This window comes from Sandaracinomonas limnophila (assembly GCF_004005965.1).
Lineage (GTDB): Bacteria > Bacteroidota > Bacteroidia > Cytophagales > Spirosomataceae > Sandaracinomonas > Sandaracinomonas limnophila.
Genome location: NZ_SACY01000002.1, coordinates 393,136 through 406,355 on the forward strand (window position 1 = coordinate 393,136; position 13,220 = coordinate 406,355).

Genomic DNA, 13,220 nt, shown 5'->3' on the forward strand with positions numbered 1-13,220 from the left:
TAATGAGTCAAACTACTCAAAATTTTAAGGCTAATTGGAAAAAAAATCTTTCAAACCCCAAATTCAAGTATTTGTTTTTGAGTTCATTGATTTATTTTTCAATTTTCCCTTTAAAGGCAGACTCTTTTTTTCAATGGATTCAACAAAGAAACGGAATTCAATTAAATGATTTTATATTAAACGCGATTGAACCTTCCAATAACTCGCATTTAATTTTTGGTATCATTTATGTTTCTGTTATTTATTTATTAATTAGTTTAATCAAACGGCCCAAAGATTTTATTGTTTTTGCTTGGGCATTCAATATTGAAACAACCTTTCGATTTTTGTGCATTTACTTCATTCCCTTAAATCCACCTTTTAATTTAGTGGATCTACATGACCCCTTAGCAGAAATTTTTATTTACGGGGAAAATCTTGCCATCACAAAAGATTTGTTTTTTTCAGGACACACTGCAACTATGATTTTCGTTTGCTATTTCCTTGTTAAACCTTGGGAAAAAATAGGAGCATACCTATTAACTGCGCTTTTAATTGCCTTATTATTAATTCAACATATCCACTACAGCATTGATATTTTAGGTGCATTTTTCTTTACAGCACTTTCAATTGGAATCAGCAAAAAATTGATTACTTACGAAGAATAGTACTTTTATCTAATTGTTCAAATACAGAATTATTTGATAGATATTCAGGTATAATTTCCTTTATTTTTGCCACTAAATGTGTATTCGTACCCATTTCTAAAATAGTTTGAATATCATTCAATTGAATTTCCATAAAGGCAAAAGAAGGAGTATTTAATTTAGCGATTAATATTTTTGGGTGATGAGTTGGCAAGGTATTTTCGTTGTTACTCAATAATTCTTCATATAATTTTTCTCCCGGGCGTAATCCAGAAAAATGCAATTTAATATCCTTATCAATCGTCAAGCCACTTAAAGTGATCATCTTTTTGGCCAAATCTACAATTTTAACCGGCTCTCCCATATCAAACACAAAAACCTCGCCTCCAACACCCATTGTAGCTGCCTCTAATACCAATTGGCAAGCTTCAGGAATTGTCATAAAGTAGCGCGTAATTTCTGGATGAGTAACTGTTAATGGGCCGCCGTTTTCAATTTGTTTTTTAAACAAAGGAATTACAGAACCGTTTGATCCCAAAACATTTCCAAATCGAGTGGCAATGAATTTGGTTTTACCATCTTCCAATTGATTCATCGACTGCGTGTACATCTCTGCCAAACGCTTAGTGGCTCCCATCACATTTGTTGGATTCACTGCCTTATCAGTAGAAACCATTACGAATTTTTTAACACCTGATTCAATAGCTAGGTCAGCCATTAAACGAGTACCTAAAACATTCACGCGAATGGCCTCATACGGATTATTCTCCATCAGTGGCACATGTTTATAGGCTGCTGCGTGGAAAACGATATCTGGTTTATATTTCTTAAAAATTTTCGCCATTCGAATTTTATCTGTCACACTACCAACAATAAAATTCACATTAACATTTTGTGGAATCTGCCCTTTCAATTCAAATTCCAAATCATAAATTCCTGTTTCCGATTGATCGATTAAAATCAATTTATTGGGCAAATATTGGATCAATTGTCGAACCAACTCACTCCCAATACTACCGGCAGCACCTGTTACGAATATTGTTTTTGAATTAATCTCACTAGAAATACTTGAATTATTGGTTTGAATAACCTCTCTTCCTAATAAATCTTCAATCTTTACGTTATGTATTTGATTAAGCGAAAATCCACCGTCAACCCATTTATTCATTGGTGGCAAATTCTTAACCACTATACCCTTTTCCAAAAATAAATCTGAAACATATCTTCGTTTTTCCTTACTTAAATTATTGACAGCAATAATTACTGAAAGATTCCTATAATGGCCCACAAACCTCTCTATTGCCTGCTCTAAATTATAAACACGAATACCTTCTAAAGATTTATTGATCTTTGTTTCATTTTCATCTATAAATCCTAAAACAGCATAATTACTTCTACTATCTGCAGAAATAATATTTTTTGTCAATAATCCTGAATAACCCGCTCCAAAAATTAAAACATTTGAAACAGGTAAATTATTTACATTGAAAAATTCATAAAACGCTTTAGCAAATATTCTAATACCAATTAAAAATACTAAGGTTAAGAAAAAATCAATTATATAAACTGCAAGTGCATTTGAAATGAAATTTAAGGTTTCAAATTGAAATTTATAGCCCCAAGAAATAGCAAGGATAAATAAACTACTCAAGAAAATTGTTTTAAAAATTTTCAGTGCATCCTCCATACTTGTATGGCGAATAATTCCTTCATAGGATTTAAATAGAAAGAAAAATACAATGCGTGTAGATAAAATCAAAAAGAAATTAAAACGCAATAAATCTAAATCGATATCGGAAATACGAAAATTTCTTCTAATTAGTGTTGCAAAAAAAATACAAAAAACAACTACAGAAATGTCTACAGCTAGAACCAACCACCTGGAAATGAAGCGGTCTGAAAACCTTCTAATAAAATAATTCGTAGAACTGATAGTCATAAATTTACATCTAACGAGTGGCTTTTTCTCAATGCAAATTTACTTATAAATCAAAAGCAATTAGTAATTTATATGTATTAATATGTAAAATCATATGATATCAAAGGCAAATAAAACTGACAAAATCTCCTCTTTTTTGTTCCACATTAGTATATCAATGATAGACAAATAAGGAATAAATTCAGTTTGACCTCCTTGTTTATAGGAAATAATCTTTGGGGCGACAAAGGATAAATCTACTCCCATTTCCTTAAAATCGGGCTTATTGTACAATTCTTGACCATTCACGGCATTAATGTATTGTGTACAGTTAAAATGCTTTGTAATTTCAATCAGGCGTTCGGCTCGACCTGCATCCTTTGAAATTCCTAAATCTGAACTTTTGTGAAAAACTTTATTTAAACCCAAATATTCACAAGTTAACAAAATACTATGAATAGCTAAACTTGCTAAATTTTGATCCTTGTTAGAAAGAACCTTTTCAATTAAAAGTCGTACTTCCTGGTAATTAGGAGCATTTTTATAACTCGATTCCAATTGATTTAACCATTTTTCAGCAAAACCACTCTCCCAAAAAATTTCTGTTTCATTAATCAATTTATTTTGACTTGCTGCCAAAAGTGGAATAGTAAACTTATAGGCCTCCTTACCCAATAGCATTTGATTTCGATGAATCCATCCTTTTTTTATAAAATTTACATCATCATAAAATACAAAAATGTCTGATGCTGCAATCAGATGAAAATAACCAATATAAGGAAAAAAATAAGGCTGCATAATTGCAACCTTTTGTTGATTATTGTCCAAAACCTGGGGCGCTTAATGGAACAACCTGTTCCGATTTCAGTACTAATATTTTTTCAGAGGGGTCACTAGTAATAAATCCAACAGCAGCAACATCTGCTAGTTTGGATATTTTTTCATAGTCTTTTTGAGACACGGTGAAAACCAACTCATAATCTTCTCCTCCATTTAAAGCAGCCGTTAAAGGGCTAAAATTAAATTCCGTAGCTACCAAATACGTCTCGTCATCAATGGGGATATTTTTTTCAAAAATTCGAGCTCCTACACCTGAGGCATTACACAAATGAATAATTTCAGAAGAAAGTCCATCTGAACAATCAATCATAGAAGTTGGAACAACGCCCAAAGAACGTAATTCATGGATTATATCAAAACGTGCAGAAGGCTTTAATTGTCGCATGATTACATAACTTTTACCTTCTAATTCTGGCTGCATTCCTGGATTAGCCAAAAACACTTGCTTTTCTCTTTCCAAAGCTTGCAAGCCCATAAAGGCTGCACCCAAATCACCCGTAACACAAATTACATCATTTACTTTAGCTCCAGACCTTTTAACCAAATGCTCTTCGTCAACTGTTCCAACAACATTTACAGAAACCAATAAGCCGGTAGGAGATGCCGTAACGTCACCGCCAACCAAATCGACTTTATATTCTTCGCATGCCTGTTGTACACCTTCATAAAAAGATTCAACTGACTCAACAGAAAAACGATTACTTAAACCAAGTCCCAAAGTGACTTGCTTGGGCAAGGCATTCATTGCCGCTAAATCTGAGAGCGCTGCACTTATCAATTTATATCCTAAATGAGGTAATGGGCTATAGGCCAAATCAAAATGTATACCCTCTATGTATAATTCTGTGCTATGAACTATATTGTCGGCGCTTTTCAAAACCGCCGCATCATCACCAATACCTAAAACTGTTTCAGAATTTCTATTTGAAAATTTTTCTTTTATGATTTGAATGAGTCCAAACTCACCCACTTGTCCAATCTCCGTTCGTTGAGTCATAATTTAAGCGCCTGCTAAAATTAATTTTACTTTTTTATTTGAGGCTTTGATATAAGTAGTTGTTGTTTCCAAGGTCATTGCACCGCCAGCAGGTTTAGAAAGAATAGTAAAATCTAAATTACCATTGGTTCCAGAAGGAACTCCACTACTAGAAGTTAGACCACTTAATTTTAAAGTAGTTTCATCTGTAGAAATAGAATAATTTCCTGTAAAAACATTGCCATCAAATTCGGTTAATTTTACGGTTCCGGCAACACTTAAATCTAATTTAAATCCTGAATAACCACTTACTAAATTTGTGGTAGAGGTTTTATCGAATTGTGAAACACCATCCCAAGAGACCTGAGACACTGTCCAGGATTTTTTAATGGTAGTTGCCACTGTTTCAACTGGCGTTGGTGGAGTGGTCCCCCCCCCTGAAGAACTTGAACATGCTTGAACAAGAACAACAGAAATAATTAGCAGAAGTAGGTTTATTTTTTTCATAAAAAGAAATTATCTTCAAAGATAAAAATCTTTAATTGAAAAAAACTAAAATGAACATTTTTATAAGTAGCTTCGACAAAAAATTAAATTGAAAGAATACACTAAAAGTCAATTGGCCTTGCGAAACGGAACCGATAAACCCGAAATTTGGGTGGCATTTCAAGGAACTATTTATGATGTGACTTCTTCTAGATTATGGAAAAATGGCAAACATTATGAGCATTGGGCAGGCCAAGATTTAACTGCCGAATTAGCTGATGCTCCCCATCAAGAAAATGTATTCAAAAAATTTACCATTATCGGAAAATTAATATGATTTTAGTAATTGAAAGCGGTTCAACAAACACTACATGGAGAATCTTACAAGATTCTGTAAACAAACCAATTGAATTTCATTCATCAGGAATTAACCCCTATTACGAAAACATTGACCATATCAAAGCCTCGCAATTGAAGGTTTTAGAAGAAATTAAACAATATACCGTCCAAAAAATATACTATTATGGAACTGGCATAACTAGCGATAAGGAAAAACAAATCTTAAGCACCCTCTTTAACGAATTTTTACCTACTTGCCAATATATTGTCATAAAAAACGATTTAGAAAGTGCCGCCATTTCCTGTGTTGGAAAGGAGAAGGGAATTGCATGTATTTTAGGAACTGGATCAAATTCGGGTTACTTTGAAAATGGATTATTAATTCACCAAGTGCCACCCTTAGGATTTTGGCTTGGAGATGAGGGCTCCGGAGGCCATTTAGGAAAATCTTTGGTTTTAAGTTATCTACACAAGGAAATGCCAGATGATATGTTAGGTTTCTTTAACAAACGATTTGGGGAAATGACACGCACCGACATTCTACAAAAAGCATACAAAGAAGAATTCCCCAACAGATGGTTCGCCACTTTTAGCAAATTCATTTTTGACCACAGAAAACATCCATTTGTCTATCACCTTATCCAAAATTCCTTTCAAGAATTTGTTTCAAAATATTTAGTAAAATATCCACAAATTAGATCCTCAAAAGTTCATTTTACGGGAAGTGTCGCCTTTTATTTTAGCGATATTTTACGATCAGTTTTGGCAGAAAATCAAATTGCTTGTGGTATTATTTGTGAAAACCCCATTGCTGGACTTACACTTTTTCACAAAAAAGAGCTAGAAGGGTAAATTATTGAATCTTTTCAAGAAAAAATCAGTTATTTGAGTAGTTTTATATAACTTTGTTTATATGCCTTCTTAAAACTATTCGAGCGATGAGCAATAGAATTAAATCCATCGGGACCAAACAAAAAGCACTTCAAATAAATCTAGATCGTAGTATTTATGGCTCATTTGCCGAAATAGGCGCCGGTCAAGAAGTTGCTGCAAATTTTTTTAAGGCGGGTGGAGCCTCAGGAACGATTGCCAAAACGATATCTGCTTACGATATGGCTTTTTCAGACGCTATTTATGGCGAAGAAGCCTCTGGGAAATATGTTTGTGAACCTCGATTAATGAAAATGCTGAATCGTGAATTCAAACTCCTTCAAGTACGTTTGATGGATTCGGCAGATGAAAAACGATTTTTTGCCTTTGCTAATACAGTTGCAGCACTTAATTTTCAAAAAACAAATGATCCCCACGGTTGGATTGGTCTACGTTTTCAGTTGACTCCCAACGGGCCCTTCAATGATGTTGTCATACATGTTAACATGTTAGACAACGACAATGTATTGCAGCAGCAAGCCATTGGTATCATCGGTGTTAATTTGCTTCATGCCTGCTTCAACTATTCAGATGACCCTGAAAAAATATTAGTTTCCTTATTAGATGACCTTTCTACAGACAGAATTGAAATTGATATGATCCGTTTTGTTGGTCCCGATTTCAAAGAAGTAGATAACCGATTGATGTCTCTGTATTTAGTAAAATATGGCTATACGCAAGCTGCGGTTTTTGGTCCTGATGGAAATGTTATGCAACCTTATGATGCCCTAGCAAAAAAACATATCGTTGCCATTAGAGGCCGTTTTAGACCCGTAACCAACATCTTCTCAGATATGTTGAAAAAGGGCCTCAGACAGTTTGAAAATGAACCTGACGTGGACGATGATAAAATTTGTGTATTGGCAGAATTAACCTTACGAAATTTAACAGACGGACACAAAACAATCAATGAAAAAGACTTTTTAGACAGGGTGGATATTTTATGTTCACTAGGACAAACAGTTTTAATTTCAAATTTTCATGAGTATTTCAAATTGGTATCTTACTTAGGCCAATTCACCAAATTGAAAATGGCGCTCATCATGGGTATGCCCAATTTGGAATATATTTTTGAAGAAAAACATTACAAAGAATTACCGGGCGGTATATTAAGTGCCTTAGGCCAATTATTTGGTTCAAATATTAAACTTTTTCTGTATCCTACGGTAGATGAAGAGGGAGAAGTCATTGATTTACAAAATTTCAAACCTGAAGAACATTTAAAAGGTTTGTTTCAATATTTATTAGATAACAACAAATTGGCAGACATCGAAATGTCTGACAAAAGCCTTATGAATATTCATACGGATCAAGTATTGAAATTAATTGAGAATGGTGATGCCGAATGGGAAAAGTATGTACCCAAATTGGTTGCAACACAAATTAAGAAGAATAAATTATTTGGAATAAAATAAATAAAAGAGCCGGTTTAAAACCGGCTCTTTTTTATTTCAATAAATCAACAAACTGATCAAACAAATACCTTGAGTCATGAGGACCAGGTGCAGCCTCGGGGTGATGTTGAACTGAAAAAGCTTTTTTACCCTTAACACGTAGTCCTTCAACTGTGTTGTCGTTCAAATTAATATGTGTTAATTCAGCCCGGTCACTAACTTGAATATCCTCCAATTTCACTGCAAAACCATGATTTTGCGAAGTAATTTCAGAAAGTCCCGTAATCAAATTTTTAACAGGATGATTTAAACCTCTATGGCCATTGTGCATTTTATAGGTATGTAGACCACAAACTTGAGCCAATATTTGATGCCCCAAACAAATCCCAAAAACCGGTTTATCTGAATTCAACATCTGAGTAACAGTTTCTACTGCATATGGCATCACTGCTGGGTCACCTGGACCATTGGACACAAAAAATCCCGTTGGGTTCCACGCATTTATTTCTTCAAATGATGTTTTTGCAGGGAAAACCTTCAAATAACAATTACGATCAGTAAAGTTTGTTAAAATTGATTTTTTAACTCCCAAATCTAAAACGGCAACCTTAAATTCAGCATTTTCTTCACCTAAATTATATGCCTCCTGCGTGCAAACGGTAGAAGATAATTCAAGTCCTTCCATGGAAGGTATTTTATTCAATTCCTTTTTTAGGTCTTCAATTTCGAAGATTTCAGAGGAAATCAAACAGTTCATAACACCTTTTGTGCGAATATGGCGAACTAAAGCACGCGTATCAATTCCTGAGATTCCAACAACACCAGCGTTTTCTAAAAAGTCTTGCAAAGAACCATCTGCTGTATGTCTAGAATGTAAAGGAGCAAACTCATTACAAACCATTCCTGCAATTTGAACTTTTGAAGATTCACTTTCTTCAGCTGTCATTACGCCATAATTACCAATATGTGAGGTAGTATTGATAATAACTTGCCCGGAATAAGAAGGGTCTGTATAGATTTCTTGATAACCGGTCATTCCTGTATTAAAACAAATTTCTCCTCCATGCGTACCTATTTTTCCTAAGGCTTTTCCTTGGAAAATGGTACCATCTTGAAGTAGAAGAACAGCTGGTTTAGACAAGGTGCTTTTCATAAATTTTGATATAGAATAATTTAAAGGGCAATTTAGTTCAAAAAAAGGGCTTCAACTAAAATTGAAGCCCTCTAAAAAAATATGGTTGGATGCGTATTAAGCGTCTTCTCCTTTTTCTTCGCTTGACTCCTCAGCAGCAGGTGCTTCTTCAGCAGCTGGAGTTTCCTCAACAGCAACCTCTTCTACAACTTCTGCACTTGGCTCTTCAGCAACTACTGCAGCTTCTTCAACTACTTCAGCAGCTGGCGCAGCAGCAACAGTCTCTTCTTTCTTAGCACCACCTCTTCTGCTTCTACGTGTCTTAGCTCCTTTTTCAGCAGCTGCAGCCAACATAGTCTCGTTGAAGTCAACTAATTCGATGAAACAAACTTCAGCGTTATCACCTAAACGATTTCCCAATTTGATGATACGTGTGTATCCACCAGGACGAGTTGAAACCTTTTCAGAAACAATACCAAACAATTCTTTAATAGCTTCCTTATTTTGCAAATAAGAGAAAACCACACGACGATTGTTTGTGTTGTCTGTTTTAGATTTTGTGATTAAAGGCTCTACATATTTACGTAATTCCTTAGCCTTAGCAACAGTCGTTTCGATACGCTTGTTCAAGATCAAAGAAGAAGCCATATTTGAAAGTAAAGCCGCTCTGTGTGAAGATGTTCTTCCTAAATGATTAAATTTTTTACCGTGTCTCATTATAATATTTCGTAAGTTAAAAGCACGAAGGCTGCGGTTAATTTACTGTTCAGCAAATCACCTATTACTTTGTTTAAATTTTAGTCCTCATCTAAACGGTACTTCGCAACATCCATACCGAAAGTAAGACCTTTGTCTTCGATTAATTGTTCTAATTCTGTTAATGACTTCTTACCGAAATTTCTGAATTTCATCATATCAGAAATTTCTAAAGCAGCTAATTCACCTAATGTACGAACATCTGCAGATTTCAAGCAGTTATAAGCACGAACAGATAAATCAAGATCTGCTAATGAAGTCTTCAACAATTTACGCATGTGTAACATTTCCTCATCAACAATGTTATCTTCCTCCGTCTTAGGTGCTTCGAAAGTCATCGTTTGATCAGAGAATAACATGAAGTGTTGAATCAAGATATGAGCAGCACCTTTCAATGCATCTTCTGGGTGGATAGATCCATCCGTTTCAATATCTAAAATTAACTTTTCGTAGTCAGTCTTCTGCTCCACACGTGTATTTTCAACACTGAATTTTACATTCTTAATAGGAGTATAGATTGAATCGATAGCGATATGACCGAAAGCTAACTCGTTAGCTCTTGGCTCGTCAGCTGGAACGTATCCACGACCCTTTTCGATGATAATTTCAACCTCTAATTCTTTGGAAGAATCTAAGTGACAAATTACCAACTCTGGATTCAAAATGGTAAAATAAGGAGTGAATTTTGCGATATCACCAGCAGTAAAAGCCTCTTGGCCCTTTACTTTGATGCTTACTTTGTTATCTAAAATTTCTTGTGCTTTTTTGAAGCGAATTTTTTTCAAATTCAAGATAATTTCAGAAACATCTTCGTGAACGCCTTCAATTGCAGAGAATTCGTGTAAAACTCCTGAAATTTTAACGCTTGTGATCGCATAACCTTCCAAAGAGGAAAGTAAAATTCTACGAAGCGCGTTACCAATGGTAACACCGTAGCCTTTTTCGAGTGGCTTGAACTCAAATAACCCGTGGAAGTCATCGGCTTTTTCCATTACAACTTTTTCGGGCATTTGGAATGCTAATATTGACATATTTCGTAGCTTAAAATGTTTTTTAAAAAACTTTACTGTTACTCTAAATGTATCTTTTTCAGACAGATTATTTCGAATACAATTCGACGATAGCCTGCTCGTTAAAGGTTTCAGGAATTTGGTCTCTCTCTGGGAATTGAGTAAACTTACCTACTAATTCAACTCCGTCCCACTCTAACCAGTTAAAACGCTTAGGAGAACGACCTTCTAATGAATTGGAAACAACTTCCAATGATTTTGATTTTTCACGAACACCTACTAATTGTCCAGGACGTAATGAGTAAGATGGCACATTTACTACATCTCCATCAACAATGATGTGCTTGTGAATAACTAATTGACGAGCTGCACGGCGAGTAGGAGCAATTCCTAAACGGTAAACAACATTATCTAAACGTGCTTCACACAATTTTAATAAGTTTTCACCAGTGATACCCTCTTTTACAGCTGCTTTATGGAACAAGTTTTCGAACTGACGCTCTAAAATTCCATAAGTATATTTAACTTTTTGCTTTTCTTTCAATTGTAATGCATATTCGGAAACTTTAGCGCGCTTGCCTTTTCCGTGCATACCTGGAGCATAATTTTTACGAGCTAATGCTTTACTCGGACCTAAGATTGCTTCTCCGAAACGACGTGCAATTTTAGATTTTGGACCTGTATATCTTGCCATTTTGTTAAAAAGTCATTGAACCTATTATTCAATGAAGTAATTAAATTGTGAAAAAATAATTGGAGGAAATAATTACTAATTGCTCCAACGTTAAAAAATTATTAAACTCTACGACGCTTTGGTGGGCGACATCCATTGTGTGGCATTGGAGTAATATCTTTAATGATAGATACTTCAATTCCAGAATTTTGGATGGTACGGATTGCAGACTCACGTCCTGCACCTGGTCCTTTTACAAAAACCTCAGCTTTTTTCATACCCGCCTCAACTGCAACTGCTGCACAGTTTGAAGCCGCCATTTGAGCAGCATAAGGAGTGTTCTTTTTAGAACCACGGAATCCCATCTTTCCTGCAGAAGCCCAAGAAATTACTTGTCCTGCAGAATTAGTAATAGAAATAATAATGTTGTTGAATGACGCCTTGATGTGTACTTGACCTGCTTGCTCAACTACAACCACCCTTTTCTTGGCTTTGTCTTTTCTTTTTGCTTGTGCCATACTATTTGTTTAGAAATCGGATCTCACGACCCTCGTTTATTACTTAGTTACCTTCTTTTTGTTAGCAACTGTTTTTCTTCTTCCTTTTCTGGTACGAGAGTTGTTTTTAGTACGTTGACCACGTAAAGGTAAACCCTTACGATGGCGCAAACCACGGTAACAACCAATATCCATCAAACGCTTAATGTTTAATGAAATCTCAGACTTCAATTGACCTTCCGTCTTGAACTCAGCAGCAATGATAGCACGAATAGCGCTAGCCTCTGTATCGTTCCACTCTCCGGCTTTTTTGTCCCATGAGATAGAAGCTTGTGTCAAGATTTTTTGAGCAGTGCTACGACCAATACCAAAGATATAAGTCAACGCAATCTCACCTCTTTTTTTATCGGGGATATCAACCCCAGCAATACGAGCCATATAGGTAATTTATTGTTTATTTATCTATTAAATTCTTATCCTTGTCTTTGCTTAAACTTTGGATTTTTCTTGTTAATCACAAAAAGTTTTCCGTGACGACGAATCACCTTACACTCGGCGCTACGCTTTTTAATGGATGCTTTAACTTTCATTTTTATTAATTTTTAATCTTTTATTTATACCTGTAAACAATTCTCGCCTTACTTAAATCGTAAGGTGACATTTCTAATTTCACCTTATCACCAGGTAAAATCTTAATGTAGTGCATTCGCATCTTACCAGAAATATGCGCAATCACTTGATGCGTATTTTCTAATTCAACACGAAACATCGCGTTCGAAAGAGCTTCTAAAATAATTCCATCAACTTCAATCGATGACTGTTTTGCCATAATTTATTTAAATATTCAACAATACTGTTGATGTTTTTAAAACTTCTTCAATCGGAGCAAAAGTCGTTAAAATTTCCGCTTTTTCTTTTCCGACAGCTACTGTATGCTCAAAATGGGCAGAAGGTCTTCCATCGCGTGTACGGATCGTCCAGCCGTCCTTATCCATCACAATGTTCTTTTGTCCCAAATTAATCATTGGCTCAATGGCAATAACCATTCCTGCCTTTAATTTAGAACCTTCACCTTTTCTACCATAATTAGGAACTTCAGGACTTTCATGCAAATTTTTACCAACTCCATGTCCTACCAATTCTCGTACCACACCGTAGCCTCTGGCTTCCGTGTAAACTTGAACAGCAGATCCTATATCGCCAGTTCTTTTACCTTCAATTGCCTGTTGAATTCCAACATACAAGGACTCTTTTGTCCTTTTTAATAATTCTTGCGCTTCCTCCGCCACATTTCCAATTCCGTAGGTATAAGCACTATCCGCGTGAAATCCATTCTTATAAACTCCGGCATCAATGGCAATTGTATCACCCTCTTTTAAAACTAAATTCCCAGGTAAACCATGAACAACCACGTCATTCACTGAAATACATAAAGAATAAGCATAGGTTTTACTACCTACTTTATAATTTAAAAAAGATGGATGTGCTCCATTATCTTTAATAAATGCTAAAGCAATTTTATCTAATTCCAAAGTGGTAATTCCAGGTTTAATTGCTTTAGCGACTTCCGCATGGCACTTTCCTAAAATTTCACCATTTTGTTTAATAATGGCTAATTCCTCTGGAGACTTAAGATAAATCAT

Annotated in this window: 17 protein-coding genes; 4 read left to right on the plus strand and 13 right to left on the minus strand. The window is 35.0% G+C overall.

Annotation, left to right across the window (positions count from 1 at the left end; translation table 11 throughout):
* Positions 1-2: 2 nt before the first annotated feature.
* Positions 3-647 carry a phosphatase PAP2-related protein gene (locus EOJ36_RS05295; protein ID WP_127803087.1) on the plus strand — a complete coding sequence of 215 codons (645 nt, stop codon included), beginning with the start codon at positions 3-5 and terminating at the stop codon, positions 645-647.
* On the opposite strand, the gene EOJ36_RS05300 is transcribed toward EOJ36_RS05295, so the two are convergent.
* The 4 genes from EOJ36_RS05300 to EOJ36_RS05315 all read right to left on the minus strand — a co-directional run bounded on the left by EOJ36_RS05300 (position 631) and on the right by EOJ36_RS05315 (position 4,867).
* Positions 631-2,565, minus strand: a complete 1,935-nt coding sequence (locus EOJ36_RS05300; protein ID WP_127803089.1) for a polysaccharide biosynthesis protein — start codon at positions 2,563-2,565, stop codon at positions 631-633. The genes EOJ36_RS05295 and EOJ36_RS05300 overlap by 17 nt on opposite strands.
* Before the next feature lie 90 nt (positions 2,566-2,655).
* Entirely contained in the window at positions 2,656-3,342 is a 687-nt protein-coding gene (locus EOJ36_RS05305) for a WbqC family protein (protein WP_127803091.1), read from the minus strand.
* A gap of 19 nt (positions 3,343-3,361) precedes the next feature.
* A complete protein-coding gene (gene thiL / locus EOJ36_RS05310; RefSeq protein WP_127803093.1) occupies positions 3,362-4,381 on the minus strand; it encodes a thiamine-phosphate kinase in 1,020 nt (339 codons plus the stop codon).
* Positions 4,382-4,384: 3 nt separating this feature from the next.
* The gene (locus EOJ36_RS05315; RefSeq protein ID WP_127803095.1) at positions 4,385-4,867 is read right to left on the minus strand and encodes a hypothetical protein; all 483 of its coding nucleotides are present in this window, start codon (positions 4,865-4,867) and stop codon (positions 4,385-4,387) included.
* An 88-nt stretch (positions 4,868-4,955) separates the two neighbouring features.
* Here EOJ36_RS05315 and EOJ36_RS05320 point away from each other — a divergent pair, with 88 nt between their 5' ends.
* The 3 genes from EOJ36_RS05320 to EOJ36_RS05330 all read left to right on the plus strand — a co-directional run bounded on the left by EOJ36_RS05320 (position 4,956) and on the right by EOJ36_RS05330 (position 7,530).
* On the plus strand, positions 4,956-5,183 hold the full coding sequence (locus EOJ36_RS05320) for a cytochrome b5 domain-containing protein (RefSeq protein WP_127803097.1): 228 nt from the start codon (positions 4,956-4,958) through the stop codon (positions 5,181-5,183).
* Entirely contained in the window at positions 5,180-6,037 is an 858-nt protein-coding gene (locus tag EOJ36_RS05325) for an N-acetylglucosamine kinase (RefSeq protein ID WP_127803099.1), read from the plus strand. Before EOJ36_RS05320 ends, EOJ36_RS05325 begins: the two co-directional genes overlap by 4 nt.
* Before the next feature lie 86 nt (positions 6,038-6,123).
* The gene (locus tag EOJ36_RS05330) at positions 6,124-7,530 is read left to right on the plus strand and encodes a TonB-dependent receptor (protein ID WP_127803103.1); all 1,407 of its coding nucleotides are present in this window, start codon (positions 6,124-6,126) and stop codon (positions 7,528-7,530) included.
* A 31-nt stretch (positions 7,531-7,561) separates the two neighbouring features.
* Here EOJ36_RS05330 and carA read toward each other — a convergent pair whose 3' ends face one another.
* The 9 genes from carA to map form a co-directional block, all read right to left on the minus strand.
* The gene (gene carA, locus EOJ36_RS05335) at positions 7,562-8,662 is read right to left on the minus strand and encodes a glutamine-hydrolyzing carbamoyl-phosphate synthase small subunit (protein WP_127803105.1); all 1,101 of its coding nucleotides are present in this window, start codon (positions 8,660-8,662) and stop codon (positions 7,562-7,564) included.
* Between the two features lie 96 nt (positions 8,663-8,758).
* The gene (rplQ, locus tag EOJ36_RS05340; protein ID WP_127803107.1) at positions 8,759-9,358 is read right to left on the minus strand and encodes a 50S ribosomal protein L17; all 600 of its coding nucleotides are present in this window, start codon (positions 9,356-9,358) and stop codon (positions 8,759-8,761) included.
* An 80-nt stretch (positions 9,359-9,438) separates the two neighbouring features.
* Entirely contained in the window at positions 9,439-10,428 is a 990-nt protein-coding gene (locus tag EOJ36_RS05345; RefSeq protein WP_127803109.1) for a DNA-directed RNA polymerase subunit alpha, read from the minus strand.
* Positions 10,429-10,495: 67 nt separating this feature from the next.
* Entirely contained in the window at positions 10,496-11,101 is a 606-nt protein-coding gene (gene rpsD, locus EOJ36_RS05350) for a 30S ribosomal protein S4 (protein ID WP_127803111.1), read from the minus strand.
* A 101-nt stretch (positions 11,102-11,202) separates the two neighbouring features.
* A complete protein-coding gene (rpsK, locus tag EOJ36_RS05355; RefSeq protein WP_127803113.1) occupies positions 11,203-11,598 on the minus strand; it encodes a 30S ribosomal protein S11 in 396 nt (131 codons plus the stop codon).
* A 39-nt stretch (positions 11,599-11,637) separates the two neighbouring features.
* Positions 11,638-12,015: a 30S ribosomal protein S13 gene (gene rpsM / locus EOJ36_RS05360; protein WP_127803115.1), complete on the minus strand. Its 378-nt coding sequence runs from the start codon at positions 12,013-12,015 to the stop codon at positions 11,638-11,640.
* Between the two features lie 35 nt (positions 12,016-12,050).
* A complete protein-coding gene (gene rpmJ, locus EOJ36_RS05365; protein WP_109741971.1) occupies positions 12,051-12,167 on the minus strand; it encodes a 50S ribosomal protein L36 in 117 nt (38 codons plus the stop codon).
* 20 nt (positions 12,168-12,187) lie between these two features.
* The gene (infA, locus tag EOJ36_RS05370; RefSeq protein ID WP_127803117.1) at positions 12,188-12,406 is read right to left on the minus strand and encodes a translation initiation factor IF-1; all 219 of its coding nucleotides are present in this window, start codon (positions 12,404-12,406) and stop codon (positions 12,188-12,190) included.
* A 7-nt stretch (positions 12,407-12,413) separates the two neighbouring features.
* A complete protein-coding gene (gene map, locus EOJ36_RS05375) occupies positions 12,414-13,220 on the minus strand; it encodes a type I methionyl aminopeptidase (protein ID WP_127803119.1) in 807 nt (268 codons plus the stop codon).

Coding starts and splice junctions, on each gene's coding strand:
- EOJ36_RS05295 (WP_127803087.1), top strand. CDS start 3: ATGAGTCAAACTACTCAAAATTTTAAGGCTAATTGGAAAAAAAATCTT.
- EOJ36_RS05300 (WP_127803089.1), bottom strand. CDS start 2,565: ATGACTATCAGTTCTACGAATTATTTTATTAGAAGGTTTTCAGACCGC.
- EOJ36_RS05305 (WP_127803091.1), bottom strand. CDS start 3,342: ATGCAGCCTTATTTTTTTCCTTATATTGGTTATTTTCATCTGATTGCA.
- thiL (WP_127803093.1), bottom strand. CDS start 4,381: ATGACTCAACGAACGGAGATTGGACAAGTGGGTGAGTTTGGACTCATT.
- EOJ36_RS05315 (WP_127803095.1), bottom strand. CDS start 4,867: ATGAAAAAAATAAACCTACTTCTGCTAATTATTTCTGTTGTTCTTGTT.
- EOJ36_RS05325 (WP_127803099.1), top strand. CDS start 5,180: ATGATTTTAGTAATTGAAAGCGGTTCAACAAACACTACATGGAGAATC.
- EOJ36_RS05330 (WP_127803103.1), top strand. CDS start 6,124: ATGAGCAATAGAATTAAATCCATCGGGACCAAACAAAAAGCACTTCAA.
- carA (WP_127803105.1), bottom strand. CDS start 8,662: ATGAAAAGCACCTTGTCTAAACCAGCTGTTCTTCTACTTCAAGATGGT.
- rplQ (WP_127803107.1), bottom strand. CDS start 9,358: ATGAGACACGGTAAAAAATTTAATCATTTAGGAAGAACATCTTCACAC.
- EOJ36_RS05345 (WP_127803109.1), bottom strand. CDS start 10,428: ATGTCAATATTAGCATTCCAAATGCCCGAAAAAGTTGTAATGGAAAAA.
- rpsD (WP_127803111.1), bottom strand. CDS start 11,101: ATGGCAAGATATACAGGTCCAAAATCTAAAATTGCACGTCGTTTCGGA.
- rpsK (WP_127803113.1), bottom strand. CDS start 11,598: ATGGCACAAGCAAAAAGAAAAGACAAAGCCAAGAAAAGGGTGGTTGTA.
- rpsM (WP_127803115.1), bottom strand. CDS start 12,015: ATGGCTCGTATTGCTGGGGTTGATATCCCCGATAAAAAAAGAGGTGAG.
- rpmJ (WP_109741971.1), bottom strand. CDS start 12,167: ATGAAAGTTAAAGCATCCATTAAAAAGCGTAGCGCCGAGTGTAAGGTG.
- infA (WP_127803117.1), bottom strand. CDS start 12,406: ATGGCAAAACAGTCATCGATTGAAGTTGATGGAATTATTTTAGAAGCT.
- map (WP_127803119.1), bottom strand. CDS start 13,220: ATGATTTATCTTAAGTCTCCAGAGGAATTAGCCATTATTAAACAAAAT.